The organism is Mesorhizobium sp. M1329 (assembly GCF_040318035.1).
In the GTDB taxonomy this organism is placed as follows: Bacteria; Pseudomonadota; Alphaproteobacteria; order Rhizobiales; family Rhizobiaceae; genus Mesorhizobium.
In genome coordinates this window covers 1-23319 of the sequence record NZ_JAMYLN010000038.1, presented here as the reverse complement: position 1 = coordinate 23319, position 23319 = coordinate 1, and the positions used below count along the sequence as shown (strand labels likewise).

Sequence of the window (23319 nt, the reverse complement as noted above, 5' to 3'; positions counted from 1 at the left end):
GTTACTCCCCCCGAAAGACCGGCGAACGCTTTTCCGCGAAGGCGTCGACGCCCTCCCGCCAATCGCGCGTAGTCGAACAAAACGTCATGCCCTCAAGCTCAGCAGTAAGAGCAGAGTCGAACGTCTCGTGAGCAGCCGACGCCAACTGTTCTTTGGCAAGCTGCATCGAGAATGGCGCCTTCTTTGACAGTTCGCTCGCCAAAGTGCGGATGCCTGCAGCGAACGCCTCGTCGGGGATACAGCGTGAGGCCAGCCCGATCCTAACCGCTTCCGCTGCGTCGATCTGCCGACCGAAGAAGATCAGCTCACGCGCTTTTGCGAGGCCGACAAGTCGTGGAAGGATATTCGTAACCCCACCCCCGAGGAATGCGCCAAGGCCAATTTCGGGAAATCCGATCCGCGCCGAGGCGGCCATGACCATAAAATCGCAAGCGAGAGCCATCTCGGCACCGGCGCCAAGCGCATAGCCGTTCACGCCCGCAATGATTGGTTTTGGATGTGAGACCAGACGTCTACACACCCTTTGTTCGCTCATCAGATATTGTCGCCTATCGAAGGCCGTGCGACCCGCCTTGTGCTCCTTCAAATCGGCGCCGACACAAAACGCCCGGCCTTCTCCCGTCAGGATAATGACGCGCACGGTCTTGTCGCGTTCCGCCTCATCAAGAGCCGCCAGAACATCATCGTATAATCTCTGCACCATTGCGTTCAGGCGGTGCGGGCGGTTCAGACGAATTTCGGCGATACCATTCTGGATTTCGTAGGCAACTGTTTCAAACATTATGTACTCCCCTATTACCCCGCTGGACGGGTGATCACGGTTGGCGGGCACGATAACAGAGGCGATTTGATTTGCAACACATGTTTCAAAATTGCACTAGTGAGCTGCCTGGATCATTTTGCATCCTAATGAGAGGTCGACACGGGCAGGAGCGCGCGTCTTTGCACATAGTCGGGGGAAGAAACACGATTGGCTCAGGAAGAATGATCGAAATTGGACGGCCGACCGCAATTTGCGTTGCGCCCAATGGCGGACGGCTGACCAAGGCTGATCATCTTCCTTACCGCTCGGGCCAGCCGATCTGGCGCGGACGGCCCGGACGTGCCTCGATGCGGGAGCCTGCCTTATCCAGGTCCATGTGCGCGATCGGGGCGGCCGCCATGTCCTAGATGCGTCTGCAGATTGGGATGTCATTGAGGCCATCGGCTGCACCGTGGGCAATGAAATGATCGTTCAGGTCACGAGCGAGTCGCTCGGTCGCTAAACACCGCAGGAACAGATTGCTGTCAAAATGGAAACTTGGCCGGAGGCCGTTTCGCTGGCGCTACGAGAATTCGTACCTACGGAAGCTTATGAAACGGAGTTTGCGGCGCTCTGTGTATCAAGAAGCCCTCCTTGACTTGGCCTCCCTAGAGCCAACGCCAGCCGACCTACGTAATGCATGGCAGGAAATGCGATACTCCTATTCTGGGAACGCGCCGATGACGACAGGGCCTTCCGCGCCTTCCTCACAGTGAACTTTCGGCGGCTACAAGGGAGCGCCACCATCGGGGGCAAGCTCCTGTCAATCCGTGTCGCTGCGTTTCAAAGGAAGAAACAGCGGTACTCGCGTCAGGAGAACGCGCCTTGGCCCAGAGTGTAACATATGTTGCGCATGCTATAACGCTGCGCTAGGTAGGAGTCATGGCTGACGGACCTCTTTCAGAACGATTGATCGCCAGCTTCGACACAATGTCGGAGCAGTTCCAATTGGCGGCGCGCTATATCATCGACCAACCACATGACGTCGCGCTGTTGTCAATGCGCGACCAGGCGCGTGTCGCAGGGGTCCAGCCCGCTACCATGACACGATTGGCAAAGCATCTTGGTCTCACAGGTTACGACGAGCTTCGCGAAATCTATGCCGAGGCCGTTCGCAGCGGCGACGTCGGATTCGCCGGAAAGGCCGGCGTACAAGCGATCGCTCAAAAGCGTAAAGGCGATCATGGTATTGCGCGCGAAATTCTCCGGGGGCAAGCGGCCGAGATTCTCCATCTGGCCGAGTCTCAACTTGATTCAATAGTATCAACGGCAAGACGCCTTGCGTCCGCCAAGTGTGTCTTCTGCATCGGATTGAGATCGAGCCACGCAACTGCTTGGCATCTGCACTATATTCTTTCGATGATTAGGGAAAAGTCGGTCATGCTCGATGCGGTCGGCGGCACCGGTTCGGACGCGCTGGCCCGTGCCTCCCGCAATGACGTGCTCTTCGCGACAAGCGTGTTCCCATATACGCGCGCCACGGTTGAGATCGCTGAGTATGCGCATCAACACCGTATTCCTATCGTCGCCGTCACCGACAGCGAGGTGGCCCCGCTGGCCCGAATCGCCGACGATGTTATTCTTGTCCAGACGAAGAGTCCCTCGTTTTTCCACACGATGACACCAGCGTTCGCGGTGGCTGAAGTGTTGGGGGCGTTGGTCGCCGGACAGGATGCGCAGGCCGCGCGTGACTCGCTACTCCGGTTCGATGCTCATCTTGCGGATTTCAGCACACACTTGAAATCGAGAACTTGGACACGGGAAGTCCGCCCGTCCCCGTCGGCCTCTTCGACGACAAAGAAAATGGATGGCAAGAGGCGCAAAGCGGTCATGCCGAATCAGGCGTGATGTCGATGCATTGCAGCCTACGACCGGCTCCATCTCCTTGTGCAAGGCGTATCGACTGTCGTCATGCAGCCGCCGCTGGCCTACAGCGGACTGGCATGAATGAGGATGTCGCGTCCTGGCTCGCAACTTCGAAGCAATTCTGTCTACGAAAGCAGTCCGCTGGTTCGACGCGGTACGCTGGGACATTCTCGGCAAGGCTGCTCTGGGACCATCAATCTGAAAATCCGAAGGGAGCCTCTGTACGCCTGTTGCGAGGATTGAACTCCTGTTGTTTCCTCTGTGGTGGAGCTCTATCGGATGAGGCCCACCCAGGAGCAAGAGATGCTGATGTGTTGCAACGCGATCGACTAAAGCACTAATGCGACGGGTGTGAAGGCGTGTGGTTTCTGCCGAGGCCGCATCCACGATCTGCGGAAAATGCACTGCGTCGGCACGTGTCGAGCATTCCGCTCCTGTTATAGACGGTTCCGCGCCGCCTCTCTATGCGACTCTGGGAACTTTCCTTTATCAACCAAAGACAGCCACGGGTCGTTGGATGCGCTGAAGCCCGTATGGCGGCATCAACATCAAATCAGCCTTAGCTGCCTTTGGTTGATAAAGGGCCGCATACGATTTCGCACTGCTCTTGTTCCGACCCCTCCAGCAACGGGCCGGACAGGGTACCAGACACGCCTCCTGCCCGCTTGACAAGCTCAGCGTGCCGATCGCCGAAGCGCGGAAGAGAGCAGGCCCGCATCCTCACGCTCCTCAAAATCCGGCGGGTCGCGCAGCGTGTCGAGCCCGAACTCTAGGACGTGTGGACTCTTGGGATTCCCAAGGCTGAGCAAATCAGTTTCAAGGCTGTCTATTGGAGGCAGCAATGAGTGTTCTCGACCGTCTGATTCTTCGTGACGATCAGTGGGAGCGCATGTCGGCGCACATTATCGGCGACCAGCGGACGCGAGGATCGTCGGGCCGCGACAACCGGATGCTCGTGGAAGCGGTGCTTTGGAACGTGCGCACTGGGTCACCCTTGCGTGATCTGCCCGATGCTTTCGGGGACCGGAACAGCGTGTTCCGCCGTTTCAGCTGGAGCCACAAGGGTGTCTGATGGCGCATCTTCGCGGCGATGTCGGACGATCCCGATTTTGAGTATCTGATCGTCCATTCCACCATCATTCGCGCCCACCGGGACCAAAAGATCCCATGAGGCGGCGGGCGGCGGAACTCAGGTAAGGTTTCGGGGTCGACATCCTAACTTTGGAGACGTCTCATGAATCTCTCATCCGTTGCTCTGCCGCCCGTCGACAAGAAGACTGTCACAATTTTCATGGCACTGGAATTGAGTAAGTCGACCTGGCTTGTGGCCCTCCACTCGCCGGCGGTCGACAAGATCAGCCTGCATCGCCTGCAAGGAGGTGACACTGAAGGGCTTATGGCTCTCATTGAACACCGGCGCTAACAGGCGCAGGCCGCCTTGACGCGTCCAGTTCGGGTAATGTCGTGCTACGGGCCGGCTACGACGGTTTCTGGCTGGATCGTTTCCTGTGCGACCGCGGCATCGACAATCAGGTTCTGGACGCGGCTAGCATCCTGGTCGACCGCCGGTCACGCCGCGCCAAGACGGACCGCCTCGATGCGGCGGCGCTGCTGCGCACGCTGATGGCGCTGGAACGTGGCGAGCCGAGGGTTTGCGGGGTCGTGCGCGTCCCGAGTCTCGAGCAGGAGAACGATCGCCGTCGCAGCCGGGAACGGGCTCGGCTCGTCAACGAACGCGGCCAGCATTCGAGCTGCGTCAAAGGCTCTTGATGACCCAGGGCACCGGCAAAGGACGCATCCGCCGCACCGTGATCGTCGCCTTGGCGCGCAAGCTGATAATCGCCTAGTGCCGATATCTGACCCAGGGCCTGCTGCCGGAGGGCGCCATGACCAAGGCCTGACGAAAGCGTCGACGCGAGGGCGGCCAACGTCACCCGCGACGAAGCGGGATGGATGTGGACCGACGCCCCCCATGGCTTTTAACGCCGTCAAAAAAGATGGGTCCCATCCTTCCCGGTCTCGCCAAACTTGCCCGTGCATGCGGGATATGGGTGCAGGCTCCACCCGAGCCGACCGGATAGGAGGTGATGTGGACTTGTTCCGCAATTCGCCGCGAGGCGGTCCCGACTGCGTTCGAAAGTGACTAGGCCGTCACCACTACCATTGACACCACGTGCCTCATATGAGGGGGGTCTGAAGATCAGACCTCGTTCACGCGGTGGCCTGAGTACCAAGATCCACATGGCCGTCTGAGGCCTTGGATGCCCGGTGCGCTTCATTCTGACGGCTGGCCAACGCGGCGACTGCCCGCACGCCTACACCTTGATCGAGGGGTTGCCCGCAAAGGTCGTCATGGCCGATGCGGCCTACGATGCCGATCCATTGCGCCAGGAAATCGCAGACAAGGGCGCCATCGCCGTCATTCCCAACAACCCGTCACGGGCGCAAATACCCGATCGACGAGCACCTCTATGCCCAGCGTCACCTGATCAAATGTTGCCTCTCCAGGCTCAAGCAGTTCCGACGCGTCGCAACTCGATTCGCGAAGACAGCCCGAAACGACCTTGCCATCGTCACCATCGCGGCAACCGTCCGATGGATCAGATAAGTGTCTCACAGGTCCTAGCAGGAATTCAGCAACTGAAGTTCAAAGGTCGAGAGATGGTTCATTCAGAGAAGCCCCGTGAATCGTTTGCGGGTCAGTCCGCCGATGAAGAATTCGACCATAGAGGTAAAGTCAAAGACTGGAAGGCTGGTCGCCTCTTGAACGGCAACCGCGTATGGCGGTAGCCCCCCGCACTCAAGCAAAAGCATCCCAAGGTCCGGCCTCTCCTTCTGAAGCCTCAAGATGGCGTCCACGACGTCGGCCTCGAGCGCCTCAGGGTCTAGATCACCGTTTGGCTCAAGAAATTTGCCGGCAAATACAGCAGCGTCGTCGAGTCCCCTGATGACCATCCTGTCCCTAATGCCCGGTCGTATCCCTGCTGCCTCCACCATGTCTTGGCTCAATGCAGTTTTGCTTGCCACAATCACGCCAAGCGACTGGCTTCGAGGAAGCACTTGCTCAAGGAAGGGAGCGAGTAGAAGGCTCGACAGGAACACGGGAACGTCAACTGCGGCACGAACCGCTTCTTGGTACCGGATGAAATAGCCGCAACCCGCAGTGATTGATCGCGCACCCTCCCGTACGAGCTCAGTTGCGGCCTCAACCACGGTCGCCGTCATTTTCTCATCATTAGGCCCGAAAATACACGTATTATTGAGGCCAAACACCGTCTTATAGCGCACGGGAACACTCCACGTGGTAGCATTGCCGCAGTCTCCCGGCAAATACGGGCGGAGGCCAGGTCCAGGCATGCGGTCAAGCATCAAAATGCCCACGGGTGCTCCATGAAATGCAAGCCGAGGTTTCACCCAAGAGGGCCAGCGCTTCCCGTGGGTGTGAGGAAAATCAGTCATGTGTTCTCTCCCTATTGAAGTCCATACATGGGTGATGGGCGGTCGTCGTAGCGATGCGGACTGCGGCGTGCCGCAGGATCGAATTGGGTCTACGCCGGCATCGCAATTCTCAAAAAGTCAGCAATTGACCAGCAGTTCGCGTGTCATATTGCTCAGCGACTTCGCGCCATCATCGGTCACGCGAACGGTTTCGCTGAAGATATAACCATCAGTCTTTTCCCAGATACCAATGAGGAGGTGGAAGGTCATGTTGGTCTGAAGCACGGTCTCGTCCCCCTCTTGGAAGCTCGGGCCGCCGTCCGTCCAATCGATGCCTATTGAGTATCCAATTCTAGATTCTTTTCGCACGCCCCGAGGTTCAAATTCGCGCCGAAAAGCTCGCTCCACGTTACTGCTCGTCACTCCAGCCCGTATAGCTTCAAAGGCAGCTTGGAAGCCGTCAAGACACGCTTGGTGCACGTGCCGCGATCGAGCGGTCGGTTCCCCTAAAAATATTGTACGCGACAATGCGCAGCAATATCGGTGACGGACGGCGCCGAGTTCGAAATTCGTCTGGCATCCCATCTTGTAGTATTGGCCAGTCCACGTGAGATGCGGCGCGGCGCCTGGGGACCCTACCGGCATAGTAACCAAAGGACTCCGGGACGTTCCTCCCGGAAATTCTGGAGTGCCCGCTATTAGTGCATGCGTTATAGTAGCGGCAACGTCGCTTTCTCTGGCGCCCACAGAGATTGCAAGCCTGCCGACTTTCATAGCTCTATCGACGATCTTTCCCGCCTGCTCCATATAGGTGAGCTCCGCAGGTGATTTAATCGCCTTTAGCGCTGAAACCATCCCATCGGCATCGATAAATTCCGACATGCCTAAACTATTGCTCAAGGCGGCATGGCCCTTCAGTCCAAGCATCTTCCCAGACAGTTCCACTCCAATCCGGTTCGATTTGCACCGCTCTCGAACAAGCTCAGCAATGGGCTGCCATGCCGTGAGTTGGCTCGAAGCTATGTATTTCTCCGGATAACTGAGGACGCGCGATTCCGGCAGACACGAGCTGGCATGCGCGCACAGAGTGTCCATCTCACGCAATATAAGCCACGGATCTTCCTCGTCCTGGCAAACAAGAGCGAGTTGTGGAACGTAGTCGGAAAAACCTTCGTAGCCCGTAAGATAGTTCATATTCCCTTCATTCAAGACAAGCAGGGCATCGATGCCACGCTCCGCCATCTGCTGGCGCAGGCGGGTCGTGCGCGCGCGGTATTCATCTTGACTAAATGCAGACACCTGCAGTTCTCCTTCATAAAATAAATCTCAGAGAAACAATTCTAGTACTATTTGTGCGCGACAACAACGAGATACAAGCTATCGGATGTAAACTCGCCACCTTCATCCCCGAAAGCGTCAACTGTCTCAAACCCCGCGCTTCGCAACATGCGAACGTATTCAGAAAACCCATACTGTCTGAAGGAAAGATGCGTCCGTCTAACGCATCCATCGCGCACGATAATCCTTTCGAGGTTTCGACGGTCACTTAGCACGTCGTCGCTCATTATATCGATTCTCAGGTCATCGTTACGCTGCACAACGTAGACAGGCGACTTCTGGCGCAGATAAGCGAAGTGGTTAGGGTGGTGGATTAGAAGACGCCCACCCTTTCGAAGTGAAGATGCAGCCTCACGAAGAACTCCCTCATTGTCTGCGTCATCGAAATAGCCAAAAGTGGTGTACCACAGAAAAGCCGCATCAAATCGACCGCGCCAGGGAAGTGTGCGCATGTCGCCTAGAATATATTCAACGTTTACTCCGAGTCCTATTGCATCCGCTTCGGCCTTTTGTAGCAAGATCGGCGAGATATCAAGTCCGGTTACCCGCGCTCCTCTTTCAGCCAACCGGTTGGTGATCCGCCCATAACCGCATCCAAGTTCAAGAACTGAGCTGCCCTGCACAAGGGAAAGCAGGGTCCAAATTGACTCCGCCTGTCGGTCACTTGTCTCCGCCGGATTTACAGCATCTCCAAAATAGATGTAATCTTCGCCGAAATACACGTCAAGTTCTGATAGGGACACTGTCGTGCGCGTTTGTTGCTGCATGTACTTTTCCTGTTAGTTTCTGTCGTATATGTCATTTGTCTCACAATGACTACGATATTGAAAGAAAACATTTGTGAATGTTTTCATATGTCCTCTTAGCATTTTTGCAAAAGTCTTGACCTCAAGCGCATCATCGCTGGTCAGCTGCCCGCCGACCTGACAGGATACCGGCTATCTGGTCCCGGTTTGTCCAAGCGCCTCCTCCACCAGTGGTACGTTCTGCCTACTGAGACCCAGCGCAGCAGCAAGATCGGGGATCGATTCAGGGTGAGCCGCGACACCAATCGCGCCCTCCAAGGTGGAATAGATGCCGTAAGACGCCGGGTGGTGACTGTGGCTAATGCATGACGCCCTCGGCTTGCCCGCTCCTTTGCGTTCAGCTCTTAGCACTACTTTGGCAGATTTTTAGCGGAGATGGTTCTGCGGCAGTGGGGACAACGGATTGGGGGCGGCTGCGCGAGCGCGGTGAGGATGGCTTGCCTGACGGCGGGTAGGCTCGGTTGGGGCGGCGGGCCGAGGATTCTTTTTTCCCCCTCCCGCTTGTTTGAGGCGGCGAGATTGCAGGAAGGCGTAGGCGATCATCGTCATCAGCGCGTGCCGGTGCAGGCCCGTCCATGAGCGCCCCTCGAAGTGGTCGAGGCCAAGTTCCTCCTTGAGCTGCTGATGCGCCTGTTCGCAGACCCAGCGCGCCTTGATGGCGCCTGCGATCTGCTTGAGCGGGGTGTCGGCGGGCAAGTTGGAGAGGTAGTATTTGCGCTCGCCGGTCGAGCGGTGCTCGCCGATCACCCAGACCTCCTCGCCAGGCAGATGCTGAGCGCCCATGTCGCGGATGCGCTGGGGTGGGCCATCTGCAACCCGGACACGGACAGCGGCGAAGCGGGCCGAGAGGCGGCCTTTGGTGCCACGCCGCCAACTGACCGTCCGCCATTGGGCTTTTTCCAGCATCGCCTGCGCGGCCATCGACTTCACATCGGGGATATGCCGGCGGCGCGGGCGGCCGTGTCCGGCAACGGGGAAGATCATCGCCACGTCGGCGGCATAGACCTTCTGCTTGAACGGGATACCGACGGCCCAGGTAAGGCCGCGCTCGGTGAGCGCCTGCCGGAAGGGGGCGCTCAAGCCATATCCGGCATCGGCGAGCACGCAGCCAAAGCGTAAGCCGGCTGCGCGAGCCCGGTCGATCTCGGCCAGCGCGATTTCGGGCTTGGTCCTGTAGGCACGATGGTCCTCGGGCACACCGGCACGGTCGAGCCGGGCGGGATCGGAAGTCCAGCTCTCGGGCAGAAACAGTCGCAGCCCCACCATGACCGGCACTTCGCCAGAGGCCAGCGTCAGCGACACCAGCGTCTGGCAGTTGGCGTTCTTGCCAAGTGCCGAGGCATATTGCGGCGCGACGCCGACCGAGTGGCGCCCCTTCTTGGGGAGCGCGGTGTCGTCCACGATCAGCCACGCATCGTTCCCGCCAACTTGTCTGTCGGCCTCCGCGAGCAGCACCTTCTCCAGCGGCGCAGCATCCCACACGCCGCTCGCGATGAAGTGGTGCAGCTGGTCATAGTTGACGCCTGCGTCGCGCGCAGCCATCGGTTGGACGCTCTTGCGATCCCCAAGGCCAATCAGCCCAGCAATATAGGCCGGACACATCCGCGCACGCGTCTTGTGCCTCAACGCCGAGACGAACGGCTCAAGCCACCGCTCCAGATCGAGTTGCCAATCCCTGTTCATGGCCGGCCCCTCCAACAGCCGACCTCTCATGAATCACGCAAAACCGCTCTTGGGAATCCTCGAAACGCTCCCGGAACTAAAAATCTGCCAAAGTAGTGTTAGGACTTAGAGCCTGACTCAAAACTCGGTTACGCACGACGCGGAGCTGCCATGCGGCGAAGCGTGAGGCGGATCGAGGCGATGAAGATCCATATGGGACGGCGCCCTGCCTGCAACGGTTGTTTTGCGTCGTTTTCGATCGCTTGCGTCCATATGTCCGGCCTTTGAGCACGGTCCTTGCGGCCGCTGGCCAAGGTGGGGTTCGCGACGCCCGTTCCAATCATGCCAGCGGTTTCGTTGGCCAATGGATCCCTCGGAGTTTCGCGCGTCACGGATCGATCGATCACGCCATCTTCCTTCCGTTGCAAGAGCTGTGTTCGGTGTTCCTCCGTTGCGGCCTGTCCGGGCATGTCAGCGCCGTGCTGAGCCGCGGTCAGGGCTGGCCGCAGGCCACCGCCGTAGGCGGCGCGAAGCGGCCTTGAGGGCGGCGAGGAGGCGTCAGGCTGCCCGGATAGGCCACAACGGTACGGCTCGCCGGTGATCATCATCTTCCAGGCCATACGGGCGGTCTTGTTGGCGAGCGCCACAGCCGCCAGCTTCGGCGGCTTGCGCGCAATCAACGCCGCCAGCCACGGCGAGGCCTTGGCGCGGCCGCGACGCACCTGCTGGATGTGGGCCGTCGCGCCCACCACCAGCGCCTGCCGCAGCATCTCGTCGCCGGCCCGCGTGATCACCCCCAGCCGGTTCTTGCCGGCGGTCGAATGGTTCTTCGGCGTCAGCCCCAGCCACGCCGCGAAGTCGCGTCCCGAACCGAACGCTGTCGCATCAGTGACCTTGACGCCGAGCAGGCTCGCCACGACCGGCCCGACGCCGGGCATCGCAGCCAGCCGCTGTCCAGTCTCGTCCTTGCGGTGATGGGCCAACAGCTTCTTGTCGATTGCCGCGTATCGCGCGCACACCGCGCGGTATTCCTCGCCGAGCGTCTCAAGCAGTTCCTTTGCCAGCGCCGGCACCGTCGCGTCGCCGGCAATGCGGGCCAGCAGTGGCTCGATGCGGGCAAGGCCTTGTGCGGCCACCAGGCCGAATTCAGCTGCGTAGCCGCGGATCGTGTTGGAAAGCTGCGTGCGCCGCCGCACCAGCTGCTCGCGCACCCCAAACAGCATCTGCGCCGCTTGCTGCTCGCCGCTCTTGACCCCAACAAAGCGTGTCCTGGGCCGGCTCATCGCCTCGCAGATCGCCTCGGCGTCAGCCGCGTCATGCTTGCCGCGCCGCACATACGGCTTCACGTGCTGCGCCGCGATCAGCACCACCTCATGACCCAGCCCCGACAGCGTGCGCGCCCAGTAATGCGAGCCGCCGCACGCCTCCAGCCCGATCCTCACCGGCGCAAGCTTGGCGAAGAGCGGGACTACCGCCCGCCGTTGCAATTTACGCACCAGCACCGGACGCCCCGCAGCGTCGACACCATGCAGCTGAAGGCGATGACGCCGACGGCCCCATCCCTGTCCTGGATGTCGGCCGTGTGCACCGTCAGCCCGACCAAGTGTCCCTCGGTGTCGGTAATGATATGGCGCTTGCGGCCTCTGACCTTCTTGCCGGCGTCGTAACCACGCAAACCGGCAACGTCCATGGTCTTTGCCGATTGGCTGTCGATGACACCGGCGCTCGGGCTCGCCTCGCGACCAAGCGCCAGGCGTGCCGCAGCCACCAAGTGCAAGTTGATAGTCTTCCACAGCCCGTTGTCCCGCCAGGCATAGAACTAGGGTTGAACCGTCGAAACCGGCGGCAACCGGTCGGGCAATGCCCCATTGGCAGCCGGTCCAGGCGATGTAGAGAAGCGCGTCCACAACCGCGCGAAGTTCTGTCGTCCGCGGTCGTCCCGTTGCTTCGTTCCCGGCAGGAACGGCTCGATCAACGCCCATCCCCTGTCCGTCAACGCGTTTGCATCTCGCTGCCCCGCGCGGCAATATCGCCGGCGGGTGCTCTCCGTCCAACCCATGTCGTGATCCCGTTCAAGTCTAGACAACTCAAACGAATCACAACGGACGGGGCCACTCAACCGCTTCCACCCCCAAAACCGAGTTTCGGGTCAGGCTCTTAGCAAGACTCCGGCGCCAGCAAGTGAAGCACGCACGAGATCATATCCACACGCACCCGCTGACCAAGGTCCTGTCTGATCGGGCTGGCGCAACCCCGCCTGAAGGCCGATGACGGCGAAGGCGGCCTACCGCTTCTTTGACAACCCGCGTGTGACCGAACATGGCGTTCTGGCCGGCCATTTCGCCGCGACCGCGGCGCGCGTTGCGGCGAGCGAAGGTCCGATCCTTATCCTGCAGGACACGACCGAATTTATCTACAGCCGCTCGCAGCCGGGCAAAATCGGCTTCACCAAAACCATCAACGCCGGGCGCTACAAGGCCGGGCAGCCCAACGTGCTGACCTTGTGCGGGGTGCTGATGCATTCGAGCCTGGCCGTCACCCTCACCGGCACACCCCTCGGTCTGACGGCGGCGAAGTTCTGGACACGAACGAAGTTCAAGGGAACGCTCGCGCTCAAGCGGCACATCAATCCCACGCGCGTGCCGATCGAGACGAAGGAGTGCTACCGCTGGCTGGAGAACCTGCGCCAGTCCATCGCGCTCGTTGGCGCGCCCGAGCGCTGCGTGCATGTGGGTGACCGGGAGAGCGATATCTACGAGCTCTATTGCACGGCGCAAGACCTTGTGTACGAGCTTCATCGTGCGGGTGCAGACGAACAGGCTGGCAGAGCGGCCTGCCGATGCTGCCCCACACGATCCTGCTCATCGCGTCTTTGCCCAACTTGCGGCGGCGCCTTGGGCGGGACGTCATCGCATTACGGTCGATCAGGACGAGACGACCTGGCTGCAGGTGAAGTTCGCCGCCATCAACACCTTGCCGCCCGTGGGCAAACAGAAGCGCTACAGTCCGCAGGTTCTGACATACATCCATGCCCTCGAAGAGGATCCGCCGGCCGGTCGCGAGCCGATCGACTGGAAGCTGGTAACCAACCTGCCGGTCGAAGATCTCTCCGTGGCGGTCGAGAAGCTCGGCTGGTACGCTCTGCGCTGGAAGGCGGAGGTGTTCCACAAGGTCATGAAGTCCGGCTGCCGCGCCGAGGAGGCGAGGCTCGAGACCGCAGAGAGGCTGGCGAAGTTCCTCGCTCTCATCGCGGTGGTCAGCTGGCGCATATTCTTCGTCACTATGTCGGCGCGCGCCAAGCCAGACGCCGCGCCCGACAGCGTTCTCACCTTCGCCGAGATCACTGCGCTCGACCGGATCGACGCGTCCCGAACGCGACCACGGCTCCAACGGCCCACGCTCGCCGCTTACCTGCTGCAAATCGCCATGCTTGGCGGCTATCTCGCCCGCAACCATGATCCTCCTCCCGGCAACATAGTCGTCTGGCGCGGCATGACCCGCTTGCACGACATCGCCTTTGGCATCTCCATTGGATCAAGCCGACGATGCGGTAATTGAAAGCTTCACCGGAGGGGTACGCCGTCGCCGCCGACGGTACGGTTCAGCGGCGCAGCTCGCCTACGTGCTGGACGGGATTGGTTGGCGCAGCCCGCGCCACACGAGGAGAACGCTTAGCCGCAACACGCAGCCGGGAATCTTCGATCAGGGTGCCGTGAAGCGCCCTAACTGCGTCATCAAAGTACAACTCATCTACAATGAAAATTATGTCTACGTTGCTCATGAGTTGATGTACTCCCAGTACCTCTATGCAGGCATCCGCTAGCGCTTGCGCCGCAATGGCAGTTATGCCCTGAGGATTAAGAGCGCTTCCGATGGCTGAAACAATGCCCACCTTTCTTGTTGCTATGTTAGCCATTGGAAAATCACCTTGCAGCGCCTTGACAACGAGGGCGATTGCGTCGGGCGTCGCGGCGAGGTAATGCGTGATGGTATTTGCATTCGATGCTTTCATAAAGACGCGGACGTCTTGCCTTTTCAACGTTTTGAGAATGGCAGCATCATAGTTCGCCACACCCACCATTTCCGGCTCGAAAAACTCTAGCGCATGCACTCCTCTGAGGCCTGCGATGATTTCTGCCTGGGGGGAGTCAGAGACATAGTCGCGAGTGATGAGGGTTCCACCGTTCTGAGGATCAAACGTATTCTTGACACGAAGAGGGATATTTGCGCGACGCAACTCCTTGGACACGACCGAATGAATTGCTTCCAATTGGAGGTTAGACAGCTGATTGGCGACCTCATAGTTGGTACGGCCGACAACGTGAACCCGGTTGATGCCGACAATCTTGGGATCGGCTGTTGATAGATGGAACTCCTTTTGGATTATTGCTTCGAAAGCGCTCATTTCCCCGCACGTCGACGCCGCCTTTCAACGACGGTCGCTTTCAGATGGACGCGTCCGGGCGGATCAGGCTGCGGCGGTTTTGGCGAAGTTGAAGGGCAGCAGGTCGTCGATATCAGTATCGACAGCGCGTTGAGGCAGCTCGGTGAGGACGTGGCGCAGCCACGCTAACGGCTCGACGCCACAGGCGCGGCAGGTCAACATCAGGCTGTAGATGACGGCGCTGGCCCTGGCTCCGTCGACGGTATCGCTGAACAGCCAACTTTTCCGGCCAGTGGCAAAGATTCTGATGTCACGCTCGAGAAGATTGTTGTCGATCGGCATGCTGCCGTCCTCGGTGTAACGAGTCAGATATCCCCATTGGTTCAGGGTGTAGGAGACGGCGTCGCCGAGCTTGCTGTCCGGCAAGACTTTTGGGGCGATGTCGTCGAGCCATGCCTTGAGAGCCTGGAGGATCGGGACACTATGTTGCTGGCGGAAGCGGCGAATGCAGTGATCTCGCGTTTCGCCGTCATCGGGGATTTCGTTCCGCGCCTGCCTTTCAACCCGATAGAGCTGTTCAAAGAACCGGAGCGCCTGTTCCGGCGGGCCGCCGCCTTTCTTCCTCGCCTTTAGGGCATCGACGAAGCGCCGCCTGGAATGGGCCATGCAGCCAAGATGCGTTGCCCCTTCCAGCGTGCGCCAGGCGGAATAACCGTCACTCATCACGATGCCGCGGTAATCGCCCAAGAAGGTCTGCGGGTGTATCTGGCCGCGACCCGGCTGATAATCGAGCAGCACGATCGGCTCGTCACTGTCGTGGCCGCTCCGGTATGCCCACATGTACGAGGTGCTGGTGGCCTCTCTGTCCATTTCCTTCAGCACCTGGACCGTGGTCTCGTCGCCATGGATGAGGGGCTGCGATCTGAGCCGCAGCTTCAGCACGTCATAGATGCGGGCGAGATGCTTTTCGCTCGAGCCGATCACCCAGTGACCCAGAGCGCCACGGCTGACAGGAACGCCCGCGCGCTCGAAGGCCTGCGCCAGGCGGTAGAGCGGTGTGCCGTCGACGTATTTGTGAACGAGCGCGAAGGCCAGCGTCGAAGCCGTGGCGATGCTGCCAGGCAAGGGTTGCGCGGGCATCGGCGCGGTCACGACCGGCGTGTTGATGCCGGTACGGTCGCAATGACGGCAAGCATATTTGAACCGCACATTCTGCAGGACCTTCGCCTTCACCTCGATATGAAGTTGCTCGGTAACGGCCTCGCCCATGCGATGCATCTGGTGACGGCAGCAAGGACAAGCCTTCTGATCGTCGGGAAGGTCATACTCGACGCGCTCGCGCGGCAGGTTTTCCGGCAAGGCCTTGCGGCCGCGCTTCTTTCCCGTCGCCCCTTCGCTCGCCGGCAAGCCCGTGTCCGGCAGGACAACGACGCCGCCATCTTCGTTGTCGGCGGCGTCCTCATCCGCGGCCTGTTCGGCTTCATTGAAGAGGCGGTCAATGTGCTTTTCACTGCGCGGCGCAAAACGATGCAGTCGTGCAAGCGCCAGCTCTTCCTCGAGTTTGACGACGCGTTCGGTGAGTTGACGGTTCTGCGCCTGCAGCGCAGCAATACGCGCCATCAACGCTTCAACAGTCGGTTCGCCGGGTCGATTCATCAGATTCTTGAATCGAAAGCATGCCGCCGCGTCAACCGCTCAATTCGAGAGCCCTCAACCGGCAACCTGATATTGCCGCACCGGATGGCGGACCATCGCATCGATGTCGATGCCGTCGAGGATCCAGTGCAATTGCTCGGTCGTAAGCGTGACCACCGCTGCCTCCCGGCGCGGCCACCGGAACTTGTCCTCGGTCAGCCGCTTCATTACCAGCACAAAGCCCGACCGATCGAAGAACAGGAGCTTCATCCGGTCGCGACGGCGATTGCAGAACGCAAAAACCGCCGGAGCAAACGGATCGAGCGCCATCGTCTCTTGGACCAGAACCGCAAGGCTGTTGATGCCGGCCCGGAAGTCGATCGGCTCGCGGTGCAGGTAGACTTTCAGGTCAGCGCCCAGTCTGAACATGACCCAGTGCTCCGATGGTCGCCGTCAACGCATCCACATCACCGCATTCCAGCGTCAACTTCACGCCGTTCGGCAGCGACGCGCTCACCTTGGCTGGAGAGGAAAAAGGCGCTGTCCTTTTCGATGCCGACCTACGTGCCCCATCGCAAGTCCCCGGCAAATCCACCGCAGCCATGCTGCTCTGTCGCAGCAAGGCCCGATCGGAAGTGCTTTCAATCTGAACCGGGATGAACGCCGATGGTGGGGGCTGTGGGAGGGACTGGGTCTCCGCCCGCTTCTTTATCCACTTCCGAAGAAGGTTCGCATTGACCCCATGTTCGAGCGCAAGCCTCGATACCGACACGCCAGGCTCAAGACAGGCCGAGACAAGACGGTCCTTCGATGCCGGGTCGTATCGGCGTCGCCCGTCCCGACCGACAAGCCTCACCCGCAGTTTCTGCTCATCTTCTTCCATCACTTGGTGTCCACCTATTTTGGTGGACACCTCATGCATCAGAGCACTCAACAGCAAAAGGTGCGGGGAAATTCGCGCTTACATTGCTTCCCTGGCACCTGTGAGGGCGGCGATTCGAGCGAATGTGACCTCGGTGTAGCCCCGGCTATAGACCCGCACCATGCCACCCGGGCATAAGCTGTAACCCGTGACGATCGGTAGTTGCTTGCCGAGATCGATTACGGACAGCGCTCTCTCTCGCGCGTCAAGGCTCATTTCAGCTTCTTCGCGCCAGCCCGTCATGTCCACGAAGATCGCCTCCACGCCGGAGACCCCTGAGCAGCAGAGCGGTGTTGTGCGCACTGTGAGCTTCGCCCTGCGCGGCCAGAATCTCGCGCACGGTATTCAGGTGCTCTTCGCGCCTGAAGTGACCATATGAGCAAAGCCGCTGTAGATCCAAAAGGCAGCTGCGCACTCCTTCAATGCGTTCGCTCACGAACTCATCTGCGACGAGCTTTTGCGATGTGCCGCGAAAGATTTCCGCATTGATCCTCCTCATCTCTTGATGGGTCTCTGCGATCGCTTCGACCCAAGCTGATCCGAGCGAAGAGTGTATACACGCCGGCCTCGCCAGTCTTCTTCTGCTCGAGAAGCCGGTCCGTCATCCCGCTGTAGGCGGATACGACGAAAATTCGATTGTAGAGAGCACTTCCCTTGCGTCCCGCAACCAGGACGTTCTCGACGGCAGCTACATCGGAGATCGACGTGCCTCCGATCTTCTCTACGGTATGTATGCCAGACTTCAAGTTAAGCAAGGAAATCCCCAATTTTCAGTGTTGCTCTCCGGCTAAGCGCGGCTTCGCGACCATCCATCGGATTTATTTGGACCTCGGTCGTTTGCATTGGCGCAGACCGTTTCTATTGCCAGCAATTCCTCGGGTCATCCGGTCTGGTAGACTTGTCTTCTAGGAGGCCCGCTAGACCCGCTAGAACGGCCGAGAGGCGAAGTAGCCGACCCCCCAATTTTGGAGTCGTCCCTGTGGCGATGTCACACAGCTTCGGAGACCAGAGGATAAGCGCCAGTCTCATCATGCACCTCGCGGCTCTCGAAGGGAGGTACAAAAACGCAGGCTAACACCAATTCGGTCTCGGCAGAGAGCAGGTGAGCATCATGCTTATCGAGCGCGTAAATGACGCCGGGTCGCACGACATGGACCTCATCTGCCTGCAGATCCTCGATAGAACCCGTTCCAGAGACGCAGTAGACCGCCTCAAGGTGGTTCGGTAGTGCATCTTGAGCCGGGCACCCGAATGGATCGTGGTGATGTGGAAGGAGAAGCCCATCCCATCGTTCTTGAGGACCAGCCGAACGCTTTCCCAGCTCGACGTCTCAACACGGCGGGCTGTCAGTTTCTCCTCATTGAAATCCTTGACGATCATGATTCACCTCTCAGGCTGTCGTATTCATTGCGCTGCCGATCACGCTATCGACAGCGTCTTCGAGGATGTCGAGGCCTTGGCTAAGCTGATCCTCCCCACTGACGAGAGGTGGCAGACACTTCACGACCTCGTCTTTGGGACCGGCGGTCTCGACAATGAGGCCCCTCTGGAAGGCGGTGCTGACGACCTGACGGGCAACCTCGCCGGACTTCAGATCGATGCCCCGCATCATGCCACGACCCTTGGCTGACACGCGGCTTGGGTCGTATTTCTGCGCGATCTGCTCAAAGCGGTTTTTCAGCAGATTGCCTTTCTCCCTGACGGACGCTGCCAAGCTGTCCGTCCGCCAGAAGTGCTCAAGGGCTGCCCGGGCGGTCACGAAAGCGTGGCAATTGCCGCGGAATGTGCCGTTGTGCTCTCCCGGCTCCCACTTGTCGAGGTGACGATCAATTAGGACGAGGGCCATAGGCAGGCCATAGCCCGATATCGATTTCGCCATCGTGACGATGTCCGGACGGAGACCCGAAGCTTCGAAGCTGAAAAATGCATCGGTCCGGCCAACACCCGCCTGAATGTCATCGACGATCAGCAGTGCTCCATGTCTGCGCGCAATGGCCGCCACTTTGCGCAGCCACTCCGTGCCGGCGACATTCAGACCGCCTTCGCCCTGAACTGTCTCGACAATCACCGCCGCCGGGGCGTCCACGCCGCTGGAGGGATCCGAGAGCAGGCGATCAAGGTAATCGGCCGTGTCTACAGAGGACCCAAGATAGCCGTCATAGGGTAGCCGCGTCACGCCGCCGAGCAGCTGGCCGGCGGCAGCGCGGTGATATCGGTTGCCGGTGCAGGAGAGAGCGCCAAGGCTCGCGCCGTGAAAGCCGTTGGTGAAGGCTATGATGTTGGCCCGACCAGTGATCTTGCGCGCCAGCTTGAGGGCGGCCTCGACCGCGTTGGCGCCGGTCGGGCCGGGAAACTGTACGACGTAGTCTAATTGTCGTGGCCTTAGGATCGTCTCGTGGAATTCCCACAGAAAGGACTCCTTGGCTTCGTTATACAGATCAAGGCCATGCGTGAGGCCGTCGCCCGCAATGTAGTCTATGAGCGCGGCCTTCAGCTCAGGGGGGTTGTGGCCATAGTTTAAACTTGAGCAACCCATGAGAAAGTCGAGATAGGCTGTCCCATCGCGCGCAAACAGCTGAGCCCCTCGCGCCGCCGCGAAAACGACGGGAAAGCTGCGGGCGTAGCTGCGCACTTCAGACTCGAGATGGTTGAAGATCGCAAATTCCTCCTCGTGATTTGATGGACTTTGGACAATCATCGTTGCTTCCTCATTTGGACATTGACTTGGCAGACCCGCCGGAATGGTTGCGGAGCTAAGGGGAGCATTCGATAGGGCCGATTGCTAGCAGGTACTCGCTATCATACCGCCCCTTAAAATGAGCTTGGCGATCGAACCAGAGAGCTTGCTGGATTGGTGCGCCGAGGTCCCGAGCCAGGGCAGCAAAAAACAATCCGGAGGTCGGGTTGCTGAGCGTCACCGTGGCCTTGATGTGCGTCACATGCTGGCAAGATCGTCTCTTCAGGGCGGACATGATCAGGCCCTTGCCCAGCCCTGTGTTGCGTATCTCAGGATGCACGGCAATCTGCCAAACGAAGAGCGTCGCGGGTTCGCTCGGCCGCCGATAAGCCGACAACCAGCCAACCACCGCCCCGGCACGCTCAGCGAGAACGCAGGTGTCGGCGAAATCACTGCAAAGCAGCAGCTCGCAATACAGCGAGTTGCGGTCTAGTTGCGGGCACTTCGCTATGAGTTCCCATACATCGGCTGCATGAATCTTCGTCGGTCTTCGGAATGTCAGTCGCTCCAACTGACCATCGGATCGCAACGAGAACCTCTGACCATTATGAACCATCGGAGCCTTCCAGCGAACACTCGCACCGCCTCTCGACCGGAGAGGCCAACGACTTTCTTGACCAGATTTCCATCAACAACCGCAAAGATCTTTTCTTCCAATACTTCAATCCGAGACCCGCAGCGGACTGGAAGATAACATTCGCTGAAATGATAGGGATTAATGTTTTGTTAAATTGGGTTGGAAAATGCCGGGATCGTGGATCTCTACGCGTTTAGTCGATGGTCGTCTGGTCAAGGATAGGCATGAGCGGCAACTCGAAGAGCCAAGTCAGCGACCTAAACTAGCAGGCTGTTGAAGAAGTCAGGCTCTTTCGCAAACGAAGCCTGAATCGTCGGCGTTGTGGATGTAGAAGTGGCCGACAAGGCGGCCTGCAGTGCCAAAGACAACCCAGCCGCGGCCACAGGCTGAGTCGTTCTCATCATGTCCCTCCACGAGAATTCCGCGCAGGCTGAGCCGTCGCGGGTCCCATATCGGACATCGAGGAAGCCCTTGAGTGCGCCGAAGGCGATCTCGCCATCCGCCGGGCCTTTGAATGTCAGATGGGCTTCCTCGACGAGATCGAGGAAGTCGTTATCCCAAACTTCCATCTCGATGATGCGCCAGCGGCCGGCGAAGGCCTTGGCGAAGCCGGGAACCTTGGCCATCAGCCGGTCTCCGCCATGAGCTTTGGCAGTCGCACCAGATTGTAGGCAGCGGCTGCGAAGGTGAAGGCCCATCCGACACGGTCGCGGCCGCGGAACCTGGTCTTGTGCTGGCCGGCCACGACCTTGATCCAACCGAACGCCTCTTCGATGCGCTTCCTGATGCGCTCGCTGACGGCATAGCCGCCATGTCGCGTCGTGCGCCCGTCGATCGCGGAACTGCGGCCGCTCGTGTTCTGCGCTAGATGCGGCGTCACCCTCATCGAGCGTAGCTCATTGACGAAGTCTTCCGCGTCGTAGGCCTTGTCGGCGCCGAGCGTGATCGCCTGTGGCCGCTCCGCTCGAGGTTCGATCATGTGCAGTGCGGCCATCCGCTCAGCATGTCCGTCGGCCAGTGTCAGGCAGGCGTCGACCAACAGGCCGTGGCGGTTCTCCATCAAGCCATGTCCCATAAACCACAGCTTGGCCTCCTTGCCTTTGCCCTTGCGATAGAGCCGGGCATCCGGATCGGTGGTCGAGGCATGTGTGTCGTTAGAACGCTTGTGGCCATGGAAGTCCGCTTCCGCGTTTCGCCCGCCCCCTTCAGCCGGTGGCTCGCCATGACCCCCGCTTGGGCCGTCCTTCGGTTTGACGCTCTTCATCGATGCCCACGCCTCGATCAGTGTGCCATCGACCGAGAAGTGGTCCGTAGACAGAAGCTTCTTCACCTTGGGCTGCGCCAGCACTGCGCCTAAGAATTCGCCGCGATATCAACTTCCAGCAACCGGTCGCGGTTCTTTGAGAACACCGAATGGTCCCAGGCCGCGTCATCGATGCCGATGCCGACGAACCTGCGAAACAGAGGGTCGTATTCCAGCCGTTCCATCAAAAGCCGCTCCGAGCGGATCGAGTAGAAACGCCTGTAGCAGCATCGCTCGCAGCAGCTTTTCCGGCGGGATCGAAGGCCGCCCCATCGGCGAATACAGCGCCGCCAATTCCCGCTCAACGCCGCCAGCGCCTCGTTCACAATCGCCCGAATGCGGCGCAACGGATGATCGCGCCGCACCCGAGCCTCCAGATCCAAACATAACTGAACAGTTCGCCAGACCGTTCGTCTCCGCCGCGCATGCCTCGTTCTCCGAATCTCTCCGGAGACGCTGAATCACGCTCACAGGCCCGCTGCGAGCCACTTTTTCAACAGATGGGGTGATTGGGGTCTCGCCCGAGCCAAATTGAGGGCGGCTGCTCCTGTCGAGATGTGAGAACGTGGTCGATGTAGATCGCCACAAACATCAGGAGGAGCAGCCATGAAGTATTTTGCCGGACTTGACGTGTCTTTGGAAGAGACCGCGATCTGTGTCGTCGACGAGAGCGGCCGGATCGTGAAGGAAGGGCGGGCGGCGAGTGAGCCGAGGCCGCTTTATGAAGCCTTGCGGAAAATCGATCTGCCGCTGGAGCGCATCGGGCTCGAAGCCTGTTCGCTGACAGCCTGGCTTTATGACGGTATTCGCGCCGAAGGATTGCCGGCGATCTGCATCGAGACCCGGCAGGCCAACGCGGCGATGAAAACGATGCCGAACAAAACCGATCGCAACGACGCCCGCGCCTTGGCGCAGATCATGCGCACCGGCTGGTATCGGCAGGTGCATGTGAAAAGCCAGCAGTGTCGGCTCTGGCGATCCCTCCTCGTTGCGCGACGCACGGTCCTCAATGAAATGCGGACGATCGAAAATGTCGTCAGGGCGATTCTGCGGGAGGCCGGCATCAAGCTCGGCACTCCAGGCCGCGCAGCTTTCGCCCATCGCGTGCGCGAACTGATTGGCGCAGATACGGTCATCATGGCGCTTGTCGAGCCGCTTCTGGCGATCGTGGCAACGATGTTGCGCGAGTTCGGGCGACTGACAAAGCAGGTCTTCAATATCGCCCGCAAGGAGCAAGTCTGCCGGCGCCTCATGTCCGTGCCCGGTGTGGGACCCATCACCGCGCTCGCCTTTCGTGCCACGGTCGATCAGCCGGACCGCTTTCGCCGATCCAGGGATGTCGGAGCGCATTTGGGTCTGACCCCGGCACGTTATCAATCCGGTGAAACGGACATTCAGGGCAAGGTCAGCCGATGCGGTGACGAACTCGCCCGCACGGCCCTCTATGAGGCGGCGGATTCGCTGCTTTTGCTCAGCAGGAAATGGTCGAGCCTCAGGGCATGGGGCATGAATGTCGCCAAACGGCGCGGTATGGCGATAGCCCGGGTCGCGGTTGCCCGCAAGCTCGCCGTCATCCTGCATCGCATGTGGAGCGATGCGACCGCGTTCCGCTTTGGCAAGGAAGCCGGCGGACCCGAGTCGGCATGAAACAGGAGAACAGATAAACGAAGAGGAACATACAGGCAGTGATTTACCCGAGAGGGTGATCCGGATCGTTCCCGGGGACGATGGGCAAGGCGATCTCGTTGGCAGGCTAGATCCTGGATAGTCGCCCGTGAAAAACTCGGAACGCTTTGATTCAATTTAGGATTTTCCCCCTGATTTCGGCTTTGATTTTGCCGGAAATCTG

The 23319-nt window shown here is 59.7% G+C and carries 19 protein-coding genes and 9 pseudogenes; 9 read left to right on the top strand and 19 right to left on the bottom strand.

Features of this window, described 5'->3' with window-relative positions; genetic code table 11:
• Position 1: 1 nt before the first annotated feature.
• Positions 2-781: an enoyl-CoA hydratase/isomerase family protein gene (locus NKH21_RS27945; RefSeq protein WP_352869022.1), complete on the bottom strand. Its 780-nt coding sequence runs from the start codon at positions 779-781 to the stop codon at positions 2-4.
• 289 nt (positions 782-1070) lie between these two features.
• On the opposite strand from NKH21_RS27945, the pseudogene NKH21_RS27940 reads away from it, so the two are divergent.
• From NKH21_RS27940 to NKH21_RS27915, 6 genes and pseudogenes are all read left to right on the top strand, one after another.
• Positions 1071-1265, top strand: a pseudogene (locus NKH21_RS27940) (3-keto-5-aminohexanoate cleavage protein); the annotation flags it as partial.
• 419 nt (positions 1266-1684) lie between these two features.
• Entirely contained in the window at positions 1685-2650 is a 966-nt protein-coding gene (locus NKH21_RS27935; protein WP_352869020.1) for a MurR/RpiR family transcriptional regulator, read from the top strand.
• An 859-nt stretch (positions 2651-3509) separates the two neighbouring features.
• Positions 3510-3821: pseudogene (locus NKH21_RS27930) on the top strand (transposase); the annotation flags it as partial.
• A gap of 81 nt (positions 3822-3902) precedes the next feature.
• Positions 3903-4091, top strand: a complete 189-nt coding sequence (locus NKH21_RS27925; RefSeq protein WP_352869017.1) for a hypothetical protein — start codon at positions 3903-3905, stop codon at positions 4089-4091.
• 41 nt (positions 4092-4132) lie between these two features.
• On the top strand, positions 4133-4438 hold the full coding sequence (locus tag NKH21_RS27920) for a hypothetical protein (RefSeq protein WP_352869014.1): 306 nt from the start codon (positions 4133-4135) through the stop codon (positions 4436-4438).
• A gap of 498 nt (positions 4439-4936) precedes the next feature.
• A complete protein-coding gene (locus NKH21_RS27915; RefSeq protein ID WP_352869011.1) occupies positions 4937-5458 on the top strand; it encodes a transposase in 522 nt (173 codons plus the stop codon).
• Here NKH21_RS27915 and NKH21_RS27910 read toward each other — a convergent pair.
• The 6 genes and pseudogenes from NKH21_RS27910 to NKH21_RS27885 all read right to left on the bottom strand — a co-directional run.
• Positions 5339-6127 (bottom strand): aspartate/glutamate racemase family protein, encoded by a 789-nt coding sequence (locus NKH21_RS27910; RefSeq protein WP_352869008.1) that lies wholly within the window; start codon positions 6125-6127, stop codon positions 5339-5341. The two genes, NKH21_RS27915 and NKH21_RS27910, sit on opposite strands and share 120 nt — an antisense overlap.
• A gap of 117 nt (positions 6128-6244) precedes the next feature.
• Positions 6245-7405, bottom strand: coding sequence for a M24 family metallopeptidase (locus NKH21_RS27905; RefSeq protein ID WP_352869006.1), 1161 nt, complete (start codon positions 7403-7405; stop codon positions 6245-6247).
• Between the two features lie 47 nt (positions 7406-7452).
• Positions 7453-8211 carry a class I SAM-dependent methyltransferase gene (locus NKH21_RS27900; protein ID WP_352869003.1) on the bottom strand — a complete coding sequence of 253 codons (759 nt, stop codon included), beginning with the start codon at positions 8209-8211 and terminating at the stop codon, positions 7453-7455.
• A gap of 405 nt (positions 8212-8616) precedes the next feature.
• Positions 8617-9970: pseudogene (locus NKH21_RS27895) on the bottom strand (IS701 family transposase).
• Positions 9971-10490: 520 nt separating this feature from the next.
• Positions 10491-11444, bottom strand: a pseudogene (locus tag NKH21_RS27890) (IS110 family RNA-guided transposase); the annotation flags it as partial.
• An 8-nt stretch (positions 11445-11452) separates the two neighbouring features.
• Positions 11453-11971 (bottom strand): annotated as a pseudogene (locus NKH21_RS27885) (IS5 family transposase); the annotation flags it as partial.
• Positions 11972-12711: 740 nt separating this feature from the next.
• On the opposite strand from NKH21_RS27885, the gene NKH21_RS27880 reads away from it, so the two are divergent.
• Positions 12712-13470, top strand: coding sequence for an IS4 family transposase (locus tag NKH21_RS27880; RefSeq protein WP_352869000.1), 759 nt, complete (start codon positions 12712-12714; stop codon positions 13468-13470).
• 43 nt (positions 13471-13513) lie between these two features.
• On the opposite strand, the gene NKH21_RS27875 is transcribed toward NKH21_RS27880, so the two are convergent.
• The 5 genes from NKH21_RS27875 to NKH21_RS27855 all read right to left on the bottom strand — a co-directional run bounded on the left by NKH21_RS27875 (position 13514) and on the right by NKH21_RS27855 (position 17102).
• A complete protein-coding gene (locus NKH21_RS27875) occupies positions 13514-14317 on the bottom strand; it encodes an ACT domain-containing protein (RefSeq protein WP_352868998.1) in 804 nt (267 codons plus the stop codon).
• A gap of 63 nt (positions 14318-14380) precedes the next feature.
• A complete protein-coding gene (tnpC, locus tag NKH21_RS27870; protein WP_352868995.1) occupies positions 14381-15952 on the bottom strand; it encodes an IS66 family transposase in 1572 nt (523 codons plus the stop codon).
• Positions 15953-16006: 54 nt separating this feature from the next.
• A complete protein-coding gene (gene tnpB / locus NKH21_RS27865) occupies positions 16007-16360 on the bottom strand; it encodes an IS66 family insertion sequence element accessory protein TnpB (RefSeq protein ID WP_352469379.1) in 354 nt (117 codons plus the stop codon).
• On the bottom strand, positions 16341-16814 hold the full coding sequence (gene tnpA, locus NKH21_RS27860) for an IS66-like element accessory protein TnpA (protein WP_352453912.1): 474 nt from the start codon (positions 16812-16814) through the stop codon (positions 16341-16343). The genes tnpB and tnpA overlap by 20 nt, the downstream gene beginning before the upstream one ends.
• A gap of 78 nt (positions 16815-16892) precedes the next feature.
• Positions 16893-17102 carry a hypothetical protein gene (locus NKH21_RS27855; protein WP_352868992.1) on the bottom strand — a complete coding sequence of 70 codons (210 nt, stop codon included), beginning with the start codon at positions 17100-17102 and terminating at the stop codon, positions 16893-16895.
• Between NKH21_RS27855 and NKH21_RS27850 the strand changes: the two genes are divergently transcribed.
• Positions 17095-17232: a hypothetical protein gene (locus NKH21_RS27850; protein WP_352868989.1), complete on the top strand. Its 138-nt coding sequence runs from the start codon at positions 17095-17097 to the stop codon at positions 17230-17232. The genes NKH21_RS27855 and NKH21_RS27850 overlap by 8 nt on opposite strands.
• Before the next feature lie 609 nt (positions 17233-17841).
• On the opposite strand, the pseudogene NKH21_RS27845 reads toward NKH21_RS27850, so the two are convergent.
• The 7 genes and pseudogenes from NKH21_RS27845 to NKH21_RS32875 all read right to left on the bottom strand — a co-directional run.
• Positions 17842-18233, bottom strand: a pseudogene (locus NKH21_RS27845) (ectoine synthase).
• A 10-nt stretch (positions 18234-18243) separates the two neighbouring features.
• Positions 18244-19551 carry a diaminobutyrate--2-oxoglutarate transaminase gene (ectB, locus tag NKH21_RS27840; protein WP_352868986.1) on the bottom strand — a complete coding sequence of 436 codons (1308 nt, stop codon included), beginning with the start codon at positions 19549-19551 and terminating at the stop codon, positions 18244-18246.
• A gap of 55 nt (positions 19552-19606) precedes the next feature.
• Positions 19607-20146, bottom strand: coding sequence for a diaminobutyrate acetyltransferase (ectA, locus tag NKH21_RS27835; protein WP_352868983.1), 540 nt, complete (start codon positions 20144-20146; stop codon positions 19607-19609).
• 303 nt (positions 20147-20449) lie between these two features.
• Positions 20450-20793: pseudogene (locus NKH21_RS27830) on the bottom strand (hypothetical protein).
• Entirely contained in the window at positions 20793-21497 is a 705-nt protein-coding gene (locus NKH21_RS32885; protein WP_502911920.1) for an IS5 family transposase, read from the bottom strand. The pseudogene NKH21_RS27830 and the gene NKH21_RS32885 overlap by 1 nt, the downstream one beginning before the upstream one ends.
• Positions 21498-21520: 23 nt before the next feature.
• A pseudogene (locus NKH21_RS32880) lies at positions 21521-21790 on the bottom strand (transposase); the annotation flags it as partial.
• A pseudogene (locus NKH21_RS32875) lies at positions 21726-21857 on the bottom strand (hypothetical protein); the annotation flags it as partial. The pseudogenes NKH21_RS32880 and NKH21_RS32875, both read right to left, overlap by 65 nt.
• A 219-nt stretch (positions 21858-22076) precedes the next feature.
• On the opposite strand from NKH21_RS32875, the gene NKH21_RS27820 reads away from it, so the two are divergent.
• Positions 22077-23117, top strand: coding sequence for an IS110 family RNA-guided transposase (locus NKH21_RS27820; protein WP_352868981.1), 1041 nt, complete (start codon positions 22077-22079; stop codon positions 23115-23117).
• Positions 23118-23319: the final 202 nt, after the last annotated feature.